Annotated in this window: 13 protein-coding genes; 1 reads left to right on the top strand and 12 read right to left on the bottom strand. The window is 50.9% G+C overall.

The features are described 5' to 3' along the window. Positions 1 to 28 precede the first annotated feature (28 nt). The 9 genes from Q8902_13390 to Q8902_13350 all read right to left on the bottom strand — a co-directional run bounded on the left by Q8902_13390 (position 29) and on the right by Q8902_13350 (position 10,096). Complete coding sequence (locus Q8902_13390; GenBank protein MDP4200551.1) at positions 29 to 2,131, bottom strand: ATP-binding protein; 2,103 nt, start codon at positions 2,129 to 2,131, stop codon at positions 29 to 31. Continuing rightward, positions 2,128 to 2,673 carry a response regulator gene (locus tag Q8902_13385; protein MDP4200550.1) on the bottom strand — a complete coding sequence of 182 codons (546 nt, stop codon included), beginning with the start codon at positions 2,671 to 2,673 and terminating at the stop codon, positions 2,128 to 2,130. Before Q8902_13385 ends, Q8902_13390 begins: the two co-directional genes overlap by 4 nt. Further along, a complete protein-coding gene (locus Q8902_13380; protein MDP4200549.1) occupies positions 2,670 to 3,143 on the bottom strand; it encodes a response regulator in 474 nt (157 codons plus the stop codon). The genes Q8902_13385 and Q8902_13380 overlap by 4 nt, the downstream gene beginning before the upstream one ends. Before the next feature lie 41 nt (positions 3,144 to 3,184). Beyond that, positions 3,185 to 4,465 (bottom strand): hypothetical protein, encoded by a 1,281-nt coding sequence (locus tag Q8902_13375; protein MDP4200548.1) that lies wholly within the window; start codon positions 4,463 to 4,465, stop codon positions 3,185 to 3,187. Between the two features lie 278 nt (positions 4,466 to 4,743). Then, positions 4,744 to 7,473: an ice-binding family protein gene (locus tag Q8902_13370; GenBank protein ID MDP4200547.1), complete on the bottom strand. Its 2,730-nt coding sequence runs from the start codon at positions 7,471 to 7,473 to the stop codon at positions 4,744 to 4,746. A gap of 33 nt (positions 7,474 to 7,506) precedes the next feature. Beyond that, positions 7,507 to 8,733: an OmpA family protein gene (locus Q8902_13365; GenBank protein ID MDP4200546.1), complete on the bottom strand. Its 1,227-nt coding sequence runs from the start codon at positions 8,731 to 8,733 to the stop codon at positions 7,507 to 7,509. A 574-nt stretch (positions 8,734 to 9,307) separates the two neighbouring features. Then, positions 9,308 to 9,565 (bottom strand): YtxH domain-containing protein, encoded by a 258-nt coding sequence (locus Q8902_13360; GenBank protein ID MDP4200545.1) that lies wholly within the window; start codon positions 9,563 to 9,565, stop codon positions 9,308 to 9,310. A gap of 26 nt (positions 9,566 to 9,591) precedes the next feature. After that, positions 9,592 to 9,747, bottom strand: coding sequence for a lmo0937 family membrane protein (locus Q8902_13355; GenBank protein MDP4200544.1), 156 nt, complete (start codon positions 9,745 to 9,747; stop codon positions 9,592 to 9,594). A gap of 43 nt (positions 9,748 to 9,790) precedes the next feature. Then, a complete protein-coding gene (locus tag Q8902_13350) occupies positions 9,791 to 10,096 on the bottom strand; it encodes a cupin domain-containing protein (GenBank protein MDP4200543.1) in 306 nt (101 codons plus the stop codon). 462 nt (positions 10,097 to 10,558) lie between these two features. On the opposite strand from Q8902_13350, the gene Q8902_13345 reads away from it, so the two are divergent. Further along, on the top strand, positions 10,559 to 10,873 hold the full coding sequence (locus Q8902_13345; GenBank protein ID MDP4200542.1) for a hypothetical protein: 315 nt from the start codon (positions 10,559 to 10,561) through the stop codon (positions 10,871 to 10,873). A 203-nt stretch (positions 10,874 to 11,076) separates the two neighbouring features. On the opposite strand, the gene Q8902_13340 is transcribed toward Q8902_13345, so the two are convergent. The 3 genes from Q8902_13340 to Q8902_13330 form a co-directional block, all read right to left on the bottom strand. Beyond that, positions 11,077 to 11,304 carry a hypothetical protein gene (locus Q8902_13340; protein ID MDP4200541.1) on the bottom strand — a complete coding sequence of 76 codons (228 nt, stop codon included), beginning with the start codon at positions 11,302 to 11,304 and terminating at the stop codon, positions 11,077 to 11,079. A 29-nt stretch (positions 11,305 to 11,333) separates the two neighbouring features. Then, entirely contained in the window at positions 11,334 to 12,977 is a 1,644-nt protein-coding gene (locus Q8902_13335) for a hypothetical protein (protein MDP4200540.1), read from the bottom strand. A gap of 189 nt (positions 12,978 to 13,166) precedes the next feature. Further along, positions 13,167 to 13,775 (bottom strand): YceI family protein, encoded by a 609-nt coding sequence (locus Q8902_13330; protein MDP4200539.1) that lies wholly within the window; start codon positions 13,773 to 13,775, stop codon positions 13,167 to 13,169.

Here is a 13,775-nt window from a genome sequence, read left to right as displayed (position 1 = left end):
CCCTCACCGGCCCCGATGGGACAACGGATTATGCCGGTATATAAATATCGAATCGCGCGCCCTTGTTGAGTTCGCTCGTTGCGGTGATGATCCCATTATGGTTCTCAACGATTTTCTTCACAATAGCCAGCCCAATGCCGGTACCGGCATATTCTTCTTTGTCGTGAAGTTTTTGGAATACCTCAAAAATGCGATCGTTGAACTTGGGCTCAAAGCCGATCCCGTTGTCGGTGACTGTGATGTGACAATATTGTTTTTCAGAAGAGAGCTTCTCGTTGTTCAACTGACTGCCGGTTTCAATCTTGCTCGTGATAATGATGTGGGGTGGGATCTGAGGATCTGAGAATTTAAGCGCGTTGCCGACGAGATTGAGCATCAACTGACGAAACTGAAACCGAATGACATTAGCCGGGCACACTTCTGTGACATCAATGGTCGCCCGCTTTTCATCTATGGTGTCCTTCAGTTCGGTCTTTACTTCTTCGATAATAATGTTAAGATCGGTGTTGACGAATATTCGTTCAGCTGTATTGACGCGAGAAAATGCAAGCAGGTCTTCAATCAGGGTTTGCATCCGCTTCGCGGCTTCTTGGATTCGGTGGAAATAGTCACGACCTTTATCAGTAAGGTTCGCATCCTCGTTGTCGCTGATCCGGCTCACGAAGGTCTGTATCTTCCGTAGCGGCTCCTGCAAGTCATGGCTCGACACGTATGTAAAAGCCAGCAACTCTTTGTTTGCGATGCTCAATTCTTCGGCGCGCTTCTCTTTTTCGTCGTTTTGGAAGGCCAGTTCCTTATTGGCGACAATGAGCTCCGCCGCGCGTTTTTCTTTCTCGTCGTTTTGAAAGGCCAGCTCCTTATTGGCTATGCTCAGCTCTTCCGCTCGCTTCTCCTTTTCATTGTTCTGGAAAGCAAGTTCCTCGTTTGCAACGCTTAGCTCCGCCGCCCGCTTTTCTTTTTCATCGTTTTGGTAGGCAAGCTCAATATTCGCAATATTAAGCTCTGCCGCCCGTTTTTCCTTCTCATGGTTTTGGAAGGCGAGCTCGATATTGGCGACGTTGAGCTCTGCCGCGCGCTTTTCCTTCACCTGATTTTGTACGGCGAGTTCCTTATTCGCAACTACCAACTCCCCGGCTCGCTTCTCCTTCTGATCGTTTTGAAACGCCAGCTCTTTATTCGCAATACTCAATTCCGCCGCACGCTTTTCCTTTTCTTTGTTTTGGAAGGCGAGCTCCTTGTTCGCAATCCGTAACTCAGCCGCTCGCTTTTCTTTCTCTTCATTTTGGAATGCGAGCTCCTGGTTGGCAACACCTAATTCCGCTGCCCTCTTCTCCTTCTCGTCATTTTGAAATGCGAGTTCAATATTGGCAATGGCGAGTTCCGCGGCTCGCTTCTCCTTTTCCTTATTCTGGAATGCAAGCTCATCGTTGGCAACCACTAACTCTGCGGCTCGTTTTTCCTTGACCTGATTTTGGTAAGCAAGTTCCTTATTTGCAACGACGAGCTCTTCCGCGCGTTTTTCCTTTTGATCGTTCTGAAATGCGAGTTCCTTGTTCGCAATGCTCAGCTCGGCGGCCCGCTTCTCCTTCTCTTTATTTTGGAAGGCAAGCTCTTTGTTCGCGATATTGAGTTCGGCCGCTCGCTTCTCCTTCTCCTCATCCTGATAGGCAAGCTCTTTGTTCGCAATCCCCAACTCGGCCGCACGCTTTTCCTTTTCATCGTTCTGGAATGCAAGCTCCTTGTTCGCGATCCGCAACTCGGCTGCCCGTTTCGCCTTTTCCTTGTTTTGGAATGCAAGCTCTTTGTTTGCAATGATCAGCTCTGCCGCCCGCTTCTCCTTCTCATCATTCTGAAACGCAAGCTCCTTGTTCGCAATGATTAACTTATCCGACTTTTTGCTTCGGAAGCGATCACGTTGGAAGGCTCCGTTGCCCATCGTCGTAACTGCTGCTTCGGTGACCGCTGCTTGGGCAACACCAGCTTTTGCAACGGCGGACTTAGCCATCTCTACCGTGGCAACAGCGGCTTTGGCGACGGCCGCGGATGCGAGAGCCGCCGAAGTGACTGCAGCGGTGGCGGCATCGCCTGAGGGGAATCGGTTCGCGGTTTGGGTTGGTCGTTCGGTATTCATTGTTGTATCGTTCCTAATTCTCCCTTGAGAACGAAATCCTCTTTCAGCGGCTGCGAAGAGTATCCCTTTGTCGCAAGCACCAGCGCTTGATAAATGACCTTCTTGAGTTCCGCAAAGTCGGCGGGTTTCCGAATGTAATAGTCGGCTCCCACGGTGTAGAGCAAGTCGACGACACGCGGATCATAGGATGTGGAAAAAATAATGACCGGAATGCGCCGTAATCGTTCGTCAAGCTTTATCTCCGCCAGACAGTCATAGCCATTCTTCCGTGGCATGTTAAGATCCAAAAACAACACATAAGGCGACGGCGGCGCGATGGCTACTTCTGCAAGTACCTTCATGAGTTGCTCGCCATCACGCACGGTTGTCAGGGCTGCTGTTACCGGCAGTTCGTCCAACGCATCCTTAAAAAAGTTGCAATCGTCCCTGTCGTCATCGGCAAGAAGAATCGAACTTCGGTTCGCGGCCCCCGGTATGGCCGACGCGCCACTCTTGGCAACAGAAACTTGTGTAGTGAGCATCATACTTGGTGTTTTATTCATATTTGAACGGCCTCCGAATCTCCTTTGAGAACAAAGTGCTCTTGCGCCGGCTGCAACGATGTATTTTCCGTTGCCAGAAGCAGCGCCTGATAAATTACTTTTTTAAGTAATGCAAATTCGGCTGGCTTTCGGATATAGTAGTGCGCACCCTTCTTATAGAGCAAATTCACGACGTCCTGCTCAAATGAGGTTGAAAAGATAATGACGGGAAGTTGCCTCAATCGTTCGTCGCTTTTGATCTCCGCCAGGCATTCAAAGCCATTCTTGCGGGGCATATTCAGATCGAGGAACAGAACGTGTGGGGGCGGAGGCGCGACCGTCTCATCGGCAAGAAGCTGCATGAGCTGCTCGCCATTATGCACAGTCGTGAGGTTCGCCGTTACCGGCAACTCTCCTAACGCGTCTGTGAAGAAGAGGCAATCGTCTTTGTCATCGTCGGCCAGGATAAGAATCAGAGGGTTCGGCATCATTGTTAGCGTCTAAAATTGTCGTGTATAAATGTACAGGAGGGTTACTGTCCATTGTAGGGATCAAGTAATCGCAGCAGCGCCGGATTCTTGAGTATTTCCGGCTGCTTGTTGAGCCAATCGTCCGGGATCGGCGCCAACCCATCGGCAACGTCCCGATTCAAAGTGTCCCCCGAAGAATTTCTCAGGTATCGGTCGAAGAGCGTTCGATATTTGTCCTTGAGTTCTTCCTCATGCCGAATCCGAGTCTGTTCTTCATCTCGGCGTAGTTGCCGTTGTTCCCGTTCCTCATTTCGTTCGTCCTGAATCCGCAGGCGTTCGTAGAGCGCGTTCCAACGCTTCTCTTCTTTTTCCTCCTTGATGTGTCGGGCCTCCAAGTCATCGGACACTAATCCCTTTCTCATGACCTCGCCCTCGTCCTTGATGTCTTTGACCTGCTTGGCGACAAGGAGTCGCTCCTCCGAGGCCAAATCAACAGTCTTCTTCTGCAGCCGGAGTGACTCGTTCAACAACTCCCACCGTTCGTCTTCTTTGCGATCCTTCACGTCTCTGGCTTTCAGGTCGTCCAGGGCTAAGCCAATACGTACAATCTCTCGCTCATCCTTGACATCCTTAACTTGCTGGGCAACCAAAAGCCTCTCTTCTGATGCTAATTCCACAGTCTCCCGTTGAATGCGGAGCGATTCGGTGAGCACATCCCAGCGCTTATCTTCTTTTAAGTCCTTCTTGTGCCGCGCTTCCAAATCATCCGAGACCAATCCCTTCCGGATTACTTCACCTTCCTCTTTGATTTCTTTGACCTGCTGTGCAACGAGAAGTCTTTCTTCTGTCGCCAACTCGACCGTTTCTTTCTGCAGGCGGAGGGATTCGTTTAACAAATCCCACCGATCGTTCTCCTTCTGGTCCTTGACCGTACTTGCCTTTAAGACCCTGGAAGCGACCTGTTCGAGTCGCACGATCTCGTTCGCCTCCTTTTGCTCCTTCGCCTGGAGGGCCTCTAAGTCGCCATGTGCGATGTGTTGCAAGTGTAGCGCTTCACGTTCTTCGCGTTTTCGGATTCGCGGGGCGCGCGCCAGGGTGATGAGGTAGAGCGCAATCGTCGGAGCCGCCACAACAATCGCCGCAGTGAGCAGCGCGCGGGTCACGATGGAATCAACGTGATTATTTAGTAGGTAATTGTAGATGAACAGCGAAGACGTCAGTGTAATACCGATCGCCTTGACCAGGAAGGTCGTCGGGAAAAACTTGAACGCAATCGTGAAGAGGCTGTGGCGTTTGCCTTCAGGTAGAATTGGAAGCGGGGCAGCCTGCCATGATGGTGACATAAAATACTGAGGCAAAGCGCGTAAGATAATGAATCGAATGTTACTGGTTTGTCCGGACCTCTGCCCGAAGACGTATTCTGAAAACGCAGGCTTGCCATCACCGGGGAACGCTCCGCGTTGTGTGCGGAGCGTTCGATATCATCCTGTTGAGGTTATCGGGCGACTATGACTGGCTGATGAAGAGTAGCTTCCCAGTCCTTCTGCAGCGGGATAACAGCAACAAGTAGTGATGCGTCGCCTAATAGGCGTTCATAATGCTTGTTGCACTTCGCAAGCGCTCACTTGATTAAAGTAAGATGACCGACGAGTCTTGTCGCTCCAGCCTGCAATACATAGATGTAGTTGCCTGCGAGCAGCTTATCGGTAATGAAAGGAATCTCAACCGAACCGGCACCCAAATGCCCCGAAGCAATCATATCGACTTCTCTTCCGAGTGCGTCAAGCAATGTCAACGTGACGTCGCTGGGCACCGGAAGGATCAACTTGATCGTCGTCTGGCTGCTGGCCGGGTTGGGGTAGTTCGAAACAGAGTATCCATTCTTGGAAGCCTCGGAAGCGACCGAAGCACTCGATCCGATCGAGAATGCAGATGAAAGTCTCGTCATACCCAGTGAACTGGTGACGCGAATGAACACTGGATTGTAATATCCAGACGCGGTGGTCAGCCATGCGGTGGAGTTCGGAGATTCCGTAACCGGTACTGTTGCAATGTGGCTCCAGGTGACCATATAATCGAGCGAGTATTCGACCTCGACGGATGTCCCGATATCGGGCGTATAGGTCCAGGAAATTCCCAACTGACGACGGTTGCCGATGTTTTGTGCGTTGTCGAGCCCACTCAAAATAACTTCGTTGATCGTGCCAATATTCGGTTTTACGGAAATTGTGAAGAGGCCACTGATTCCGGTGATGCCATTGGCATCCCGAATGCGAACGAGTGCTTGCGTCGTGGCGACATTAGGCACGCTCGCCCATGCGTAGCTCTGTCCGTCCGAGTTCATGATGCCAATCAAACTCCACGTTGCACCACCATTGAGTGAATACTCGAAGGTCTTTTGTGCTGTGACGTTCGTCGCGGTGAAGTTAATCGGGAAGTTCACATAGCCGCCATCGACGACTTCTCCGGCAACTGGATGTGTGACGACAATACTACCGACATTGCGACGGATCGAAAAGACCCCGCTCACACCGGAGACGGACGTTGTGCCGTTATTGTTCGTGATACGGATTACGGCCTGTGAAGAGACTGTATCCGGAACATTCCAGGAATAGGTAAAGACATCCGCCGAGATGCTGCCAATCGATACCCAGGTCAGTCCGCCATCGAGCGATAGCTCGAACGACTTCTGCGCCGTGAGTCCGTTGCCGGCCCAAGTAATCTGATATCCTTGCATTCCCGAGGCGACTACCTCGCCAGCGACGGGACGGACGACTATGAGAGTCTTGGTGGATTGAATCGCAAATATGCTGCTCTTTCCTGAGATACCATTTGAATCGGTAATGCGAATCACAGCCATTGTCGATGCCGTGTCCGGAACGCGCCAATAGTAGTTGAACACATCCGCCGTTAGCGTGCCGATCAATTTCCACGTGAGGCCGCCATCGAGCGATAGCTCAAACGTCTTTCGAGCGGTCAGTCCCGTGCCGCTCCAGGTGATCTGGTAATTCAGTGTTCCACTTGCGAGTATCTCTCCGGAAGCAGGATGCAGCACGGTGATTCTGCTCGATCCGATCGTAAAGAGGCCACTCTTGCCGGTAACCCCAAGCGAATCGGTGATGCGTACCATCGCACGCTTCGAGGCCGTATCCGGAACATTCCAGCGATACGCGAATGTATCAGCGGAGATGGTGCCGATGGTCTTCCATGTCAGACCGCTATCGAGCGAATATTCGAAGATCTTCTTTTTGGTAAGTCCCGTGCCGGTCCAGGTTACTTGGTAGTTTTGTGTACCGCCCGTGATCACTTCCGCAAGCGCAGGATGGGTGACGGTGATCTGATTCGATATGATCTTAAAAATTCTGCTCTCACCTCTTAAGTTGTTCGTGTCGGTGACGCGAACCATTGCTTTCGTCGAGGTCGTATCTGGAACGTGCCAAAGATACATCAACGAATCGGTCGTGATGGTAGCAATCGTGCTCCAGGTTCGCCCGCTGTCGAGTGAGTATTGCAGCGTCTTCACCCGTGCGATGCCTGTTCCCGTCCAACGGATCGTATCGTTGAGCGTGTTTCTTAGGATTGAATCTCCCGAGGCGGGTTTTACAACGGTAAGATTGTTCACCGTCGAACCCGTATCGGTCGAGATCGACATGTGGTTTGCCGCTAAGTTAATCGCGCCCAAGGGAGCAACGAGTGCCCTGCCATTGAGTGAGGACTTACCAGCGAACGAAATTGCGCCGTTCGCGATAATCGTCCCCGTGAAGCTCGAGCTATCGGCTACCGTTACCTGGCCATTGACGAACCAATAGATGTTGGCCGCGCGCGCGTTGTTCGACAGCAAGATATGCGTGGTCGAGTGCGCGGTCAACGCACCGCCGATCTTGACGATAAAGATGGCGGTCCCATCGCCATGCGCATTGAATGTTATGTTCCCGACGGTCGTCGTAGCACCTCCAGAGCAATAGACGCCAGGATCGAACGATTGTCCGTCCACGACAGTGGTGCTGAGCACCGTACCGCAGGCCACGAGACCGTCGGCCGTCTGAGCGCTAATCAGATCTTGTTTCGCGAGTGCCGATGCGCTGTTGTTTTGATTCAACGTGCCGGTATAAGTACTCGGAGGAAACCCATTGAAGGCATACGCGCCATCCTGACCGACATCGCCCGTCAGAACAGCTGTGTCGCCAGTGGCGACGTTAATCGCTCCGCCGCCCGTGAATATGGCGTAGGTCGATGCTGTGCCAAGATTCGGACGCAATTGCCCAATGGCTTGCGTACTAAAGTAGAAGAGAATGGAGAGGCATGCGATAGCGCATACCCCTCTCATTCGTAACGTTGTATAGTCTTTCATGTTCATAATTCCTTGTATGATGAGTTGTTGTTCTTAGCGCGACGATTCGTCGCTGCAGGCCTGAACGACCTTCACTGCAATTCGTCGGTTCTGTGTACGCTCGGCTTCAAGGGTCTTTGCGGAAACATCAGAGCGTTCGCGGACTGCATTGTTGGTCTCTCCGAATCCCACCGTTCGTGTCACCTTATTCGAGTTGACACCTTGCTCGATGAGCCAGCTCTTGATGCGAGCGGCGCGGCGCTCGGAAAGCTCTTGATTGTGCTGCGTGGTACCTTCTTCACTCGCAAAGCCTTGAATCTCCACTTTCAGATTTGGGCATTGCTCGACCAGTCGCTTGATCTGGTAAAGATTGGCCATATTGTTCGGCTCGGCGGTATTGAATTGATCGGTATTCACGATAAAGAGCGTGCCCGGGAAATTGAAGACCGTGTTGATCTTTGGATTCGAGATGTAGACGGTATCGGTCGGGTCCTTGACGAAGATCGTATCGGTGTGATAGACGGTCTTTTCTGTGATATCATGGATGATCGTCCGCTCTGATACTTCCGCCTGGGCCGGAGCGGCTTCCACATCAGGTGCGAAAATGTAATAACTGAATCCGAGACCCATGGTCACGAATGCATCCTGACGGTAATCATTCGGATTGGAATAGTCGTCGATCCAATCGGTGCCCGTTAGATGAAGCAAGCCCTTGCCGTTGAACGTAACCTTGGGCGAAATGAACATTTCGAATCCAACGCCCATCACGCCACCAATTACATTCTTGCTGTATGCGGCTGAGGCGTTGCCTCTCAGGTTGGCATCATTCGCATCATTCGGCTCGAAGTTCAGTGCTTCGACACCGGCAATGACGTAGGGTACGAATGTCTGATCCGGGAAGACATTGTACGATGCCATGATGTCCCATCCTCCGACCCGAGTGTGGTTGACGGTGCCCAGCGTACCAGTGCTGGCAGTGCTGTTCGGGAAGAGGGCGGCCTCATTCGCAATCGACGCCGTCGATGCTTTGTACTTCAACTGTCCGCCGTTATATGCTGCATGCAACGACAACCAATCGAAGATATTCCAGCGGATAAACGCATCACCATGAAAGGCAAATTGATTATCTGTATAGTTGCCATAGTATTTATTGCCGCCGGCATCGATACCAAATGCAATTCTGCCAGCGACATCCTGTGCACGAGTCGTTTGGCTCAATCCTGCGATTCCGATAATACCCAAAGTGAGCAGCGCGAGGCTGCGATTTATTAGATTCTTCATGATTAGATTGTGTAAAAAAAAAGTGTAGTACATGCACGGCAAATAATCGTGCAGGTGAGTTACCCGTCACTCACAGAGGACGGCGGCTTACAAATAAGGCCTCGCGGAAGTCGAAGGGACTGGACGCTGAATGACTGATCATCCAGTTAATTCACGTCGGTTCTACTCGAACAATGTCTTTCGTGTAAGAAGCAGATACTGTTGCTGCTCTCTGATACAAAGCTACGAAGTGGGCAGACAAAAAGTGTTACACTCCTCTGGGTATATGTTACATCATTCACACATTCGCGGCTGCGGACCCAGAAATGACCAATTACGGTCGTGATGCTGCTCTTCATGTTCGGTGATGAGGCAATAGTCGTGCCTAATGCAAATACTGTGGTTTATTAGGGCCTGTTACATCAGGGAATGCATTCTCGACCAGGGATCGCATTCTCGACGCTCTTGCGAGTATTAGACCATTAGAGGAGAGAGCGTTGTGGAATATGAATGCTTCGTAGATTCGGCAAAACGCATGATAGCCCCAATGGGGCTATCGAATGGTGACATTGGCTCTGTTTACGAGAAGCGGCTTTCACCCGCACACTTCGCGATAACGGGATTTCAGATCGGACGTGAATGTCTCAAGATGCTTGTTCAGTGCGTCGCCAAGCTTTTCGATGCGGTCCTCGATCGTCTCGAGTGCCACATCGGCGAGGTCTTCTCCCTTGCGGAGAATAATTCTTCGCGACACGCTTCCCTTGTGTGGGGAGAACAACATGCCTGCAACCGCGCCGAGCGTTGCACCAGCGATGAGTCCGAATAATAGATGGCTGTTGTTATTGTGTGACATATTCTTAGTATCAAATGGAATGGCCATCAGAGAACCCGACGGCCACTGATGATGCGCATCAGAATGGCAATGATTGCGATGACGAGCAGGATGTGAATCAGCCCACCGGCACCGAAGCCAATGAATCCGATCGCCCAGGCGAGGATCAGGATTACGGCAACAAGATATAAAAGACTTCCCATATGCTGTTAGTAAAAAGTGATTGTTGAAAAGATTATGCGCGGCCTATTCATAGCCGCTTTTGATAACGGTCAGGATCATTTTAAACCGTTCGTTCGCTCGGAATATGTTCGGCAGATGCGCCGGCAGAATGATGCCGTGGCCAGTTTCGAGTAAGGTCGAAACACCGTCGATAACAATTTCCGCCTTTCCATCGATGATTTGCGCAAAGGTATCGAACGGAGATGTCTTCTCTGTCAAGCCCTCGCCCGTATCGAACGACATGATGCTGATATTGCCCGTCGATTTCTTAATAATTGTTTTACTCAGGATTGCATTCGGTACATATTCGATGATTTCCACCATGATCATTCCCTTTGACGGCTCTAATTGTTCGCGTTCAACTCTCGGAATGCCATTCGACGATGGCGCTTGAGGAGTTGTATGTCTATCGCTCCGAGAGTGTTGTGTCATTACAGTATGATTGTTATTATTAGCATATCTATCCAATACTCCAATCTATTGGCAGGCAACCCGCCTCGGCAATGACCGAGACGGGCATTGTGTCACGGTTAGGCGATATAGCCTAACCGTGACAGCCCTGTCAAGGTCCGAGCGAACGAAATACGTATATACGTATATGAATGTGCAACATGGCTTTGAGAAGAGGTCACATCATCCATGGGTCGCTCGGTACGTGGAGCTTAGGCGGCAGTAATAACTTTATTGTGCTTTACGACGTCATTGCTCGATGACTCACTGCGCTGGTCGCCGCCAACTGCAGATGGTGTTGTCGTCGGACGCGAATCGGAGCCCGTCTGAAAGCCAGACTGTGTGCGCGAATCTGAAGTTGTCGAAGAGGTACTGACCGGCTTCGAGGTCGAAGTACTGGAATGCTGTGAATTCGAATTGCCGGAGGGCTGGCTCTGGGACGTGCTGACCGACTTCGATGGTGAGCTGCCGACAGGCATGGACGTCGAGGTGCTGGCAGGTGTGGATGTCGAGCTGCTGGAAGGCGTGGATGTCGAGCTGCCTATCGGTGATTTGGCCGGCGTGCTGCCCGGTGTTGAAGAGGCCTGGCCGGATAATCCTGATGCGGAATCGACAATTGGGGTTGACGTTGAATTACTCATTGTGATATTTCTATAAATAGAAGAACACACATTATTATGCATTCTAAGTGACGATGCAGTGAGATGGGTTCGACATAAATGTATGCCGTTAAACCCGGAGTCTCGTCTACGCTGCAAAGATATGAAACTATTCGTCGAAAACTATTACATAACTTTAGGAAGGTGTTACATCATTCACACATTGCTCTTTCTGGCTGATCGAATGTTGGTAGTGCGACATCACCAATTCAGTTCGGCATCATTAATGGATGGATCTGCGCACTCGATTGCACCAGGCAGGAGCGGGCGATCCTCACGCTCGCCGGGCCGTGGGACTTCCATGCCATAGCGGGTTTCAAACGCCCGGCTTCGATACGTGGAGAATGCATTTCGTTTTGCATACGGCTCGTCATCGAGAAGCACTTGCTCAGCGGCATCGCTCGCGGTAGTTTTTTGGTATGTTTCCATTGGATCCTTTCGAAGGGTAGTTTAGGACGTTAGAAGCCAACAACCTTCTGAATAGACTTGCGCAATGCAAGCCAAATAAACTCGAAAAACTCTTGTGTATTCTGCCGAACGTAGGTAGTGGTGCCCGAGAATGCCTTCGAACTCCCGTCGTCCACATTGTTTGTTCGAAGCACAAAGGTATTGGCGATGAAGGACTTTAGTCCCTCCATGAAGCCCCGTTTCTCTTTCACATTCGTTGCCAGCACTCTCATCGAGACATCCGAATACCGCGGGCAGACCGTGGTGGTTGCGGTTCCAGATCGAACATCCATGGAAAGCGTGCTGGCAAGACACTTCCCACTGGTAATCTCTTTGCGCTCGTTGGAGATCAGGTATGAGTTTAATCGAGTCAAATCGAATGCACTGACTGTCGCATCGACATGAAGATTAAATGATCTATCGTGAATAGGGTAGATGATCGTACCCAGTACGCGCGCCTGATCGAGAAACAGGGCACTTACGCTGATTTGCAGCGGCGCCTTATAGTAGGTGCTGGAGTGATCCGTACTGAATGGATGCGCGGTTACTCGCGCGTGCGTGAATGTCAGCAGACTTGCGTGCGTGCTTCCGGCGATGCGCTCTCGATGTTGAATGTGGCCATTGTTCATCACAATTGAGTCGATTGTGATAGCAGACGTGATTCCATTCACGATCGTGTGAGGCAATACTGCAACGACAGGATGTGGGTTGTGCGCTTTTCGCATGTCTCCGTAGTAGTCAACCGACCAGGAGGTTACTTCGAACAATCGAACAAACAGGCCAGCCGATCCCATGAGCTTGCTGAAATCTATTCCGCGAACGCGAATCCCATTGCACCGATACTCTAACCGGTCCTGAAAGTACTTGTGTAAATCGGCGAATGCCTGCTCGTTGTAATTCGGCAGATAGGACAGGCTATCGATCGTGACGAGAGAATCGGTCAGACTCCCGTGAATCCCACGAACATGGATCGAGTAAGTGCTATCGCCGATAGGATAGTCTCCTCCTGGGAAGTTAAACTCGACGTGGCCGGAAAATAAACTGGGAATGACCACCTTGTGACTTGGATCGAGCGAAAAATCTGTGAGCCAGACTGTGATGTTGCGATAGGCTGGTTCGCTGGCGTTACCGGCACGTTGAGGAAGATACACGTCGGCATTTCGCAAGACAACGCTATCAAAGGAAATGAGTGAAATCTTCGAGATGGAAGGAGCCGAAGCTGCAGGCTGTATGCGTGGAAGAACGATATCGGAATCGGCATTGGTCATGTACGCGCGGGGAGCGTCGAGTTGCAGACTCGTCAGCGCCAAATCATTTCCCCATAGCACGTCCCACCAACTGATTCCTTCGAATCGAGCGCTATCGAGCGTCATATGACCGAGTACCAATCCATGCTCGCCGCCTGCGTACGCCACTCGCGTGAGGATGAATGTATTGCAGACCAGCCGCCCATGGGCGTAGGAAATCTTATCGAGTGTCAGGGTAAACCGGCCATGCGTCGCCTTGAATGTCGCTTGTTCGAGTTTGGGGACGACGACAGTGTTGAGTGTTTTCTCGAAATAGAATGAGAGAAAAATCCAAGTGGCAAGCGAAAGAATGATCGCGAGTGAGCCGAGTGTATAAAGCAGTCGCCGGATGATGGTTCTTCTGGTCATTGTGTGTGCTTCTTCGGCAATCCATCCGCCCACAACAAATATTCAATACTACAACATGTTCGCGGCGAACGATTCGAAGAGCTTACAAAGGTACGGAATGCGAATGGTAAATGCGTTACACAAATCCTACAATATGTTACATCATTCACACATTACCGTTGGAATACCGCTATCATGTCGTTACGGGCATCATTGTACCAGCAGGAGCCGATAGGTGAGCGTCAGAACATCTCCAATCTTCATCGCTCCAAGGAGAAAGGATGGCCGTGCGATGTCATAGTCGGACAACAAAACCGGCATCGATCCGCTGCAAAGGATGGTGCCGTCCTCATTGATCGCCGCAGAAAGTTTGAGCGTTGTGGGCTGTGTGACTCCAGCAATCGTCAAGTGTCCGTGCAGCAGAATCAGGTAATTTGCGAGCCCACTTTGGATGAATTGAGCAGACGTGAGATCGAATACAATGTCTTTGTATCGATCATCCTTCAAGGCTTTGTATGCGTTCTTTTGCGTTTCAGCACTCTCGCTTCGAAGATTGTGGACTGGCAGGCGCAGCGAAAACTCTGTGACTGAACTCAACTGATGATCTGGGGCAAACGTAAAGAGGGCGGAACCGGTGAAAGAATGCGCCATCATTGTCCAATCGCGGAGGGTCGATGTCCCTTTCAAATCGATCTCGGATACACCATCGACTTTGTAGCTTGACTGCGAGAATAAAACATGTGGAAATGCAAGCGAAAGCGTCAGGATGAGGCTAAATGCGATGTGTTGTCCAAGCTTTCTTTGTCGGGCGCTTATCAT

The sequence above is a fragment of the Bacteroidota bacterium genome (genome assembly GCA_030706745.1).
In the GTDB taxonomy this organism is placed as follows: domain Bacteria; phylum Bacteroidota; class Ignavibacteria; order Palsa-1295; family Palsa-1295; genus PALSA-1295.
Note: the sequence above shows the minus strand (reverse complement) of the source record. Positions and strands in the feature narration are given on the sequence as shown.

Excerpts from the sequence above, each read along its gene's own strand:
- Q8902_13330 (MDP4200539.1), bottom strand. The coding sequence starts at position 13,775 with ATGATAAGCGCCCGACAAAGAAAGCTTGGACAACACATCGCATTTAGC.
- Q8902_13355 (MDP4200544.1), bottom strand. The coding sequence starts at position 9,747 with ATGGGAAGTCTTTTATATCTTGTTGCCGTAATCCTGATCCTCGCCTGG.
- Q8902_13385 (MDP4200550.1), bottom strand. The coding sequence starts at position 2,673 with ATGAATAAAACACCAAGTATGATGCTCACTACACAAGTTTCTGTTGCC.
- Q8902_13380 (MDP4200549.1), bottom strand. The coding sequence starts at position 3,143 with ATGATGCCGAACCCTCTGATTCTTATCCTGGCCGACGATGACAAAGAC.
- Q8902_13350 (MDP4200543.1), bottom strand. The coding sequence starts at position 10,096 with ATGATCATGGTGGAAATCATCGAATATGTACCGAATGCAATCCTGAGT.
- Q8902_13360 (MDP4200545.1), bottom strand. The coding sequence starts at position 9,565 with ATGTCACACAATAACAACAGCCATCTATTATTCGGACTCATCGCTGGT.
- Q8902_13370 (MDP4200547.1), bottom strand. The coding sequence starts at position 7,473 with ATGAAAGACTATACAACGTTACGAATGAGAGGGGTATGCGCTATCGCA.
- Q8902_13340 (MDP4200541.1), bottom strand. The coding sequence starts at position 11,304 with ATGGAAACATACCAAAAAACTACCGCGAGCGATGCCGCTGAGCAAGTG.
- Q8902_13390 (MDP4200551.1), bottom strand. The coding sequence starts at position 2,131 with ATGAATACCGAACGACCAACCCAAACCGCGAACCGATTCCCCTCAGGC.
- Q8902_13335 (MDP4200540.1), bottom strand. The coding sequence starts at position 12,977 with ATGACCAGAAGAACCATCATCCGGCGACTGCTTTATACACTCGGCTCA.
- Q8902_13375 (MDP4200548.1), bottom strand. The coding sequence starts at position 4,465 with ATGTCACCATCATGGCAGGCTGCCCCGCTTCCAATTCTACCTGAAGGC.
- Q8902_13365 (MDP4200546.1), bottom strand. The coding sequence starts at position 8,733 with ATGAAGAATCTAATAAATCGCAGCCTCGCGCTGCTCACTTTGGGTATT.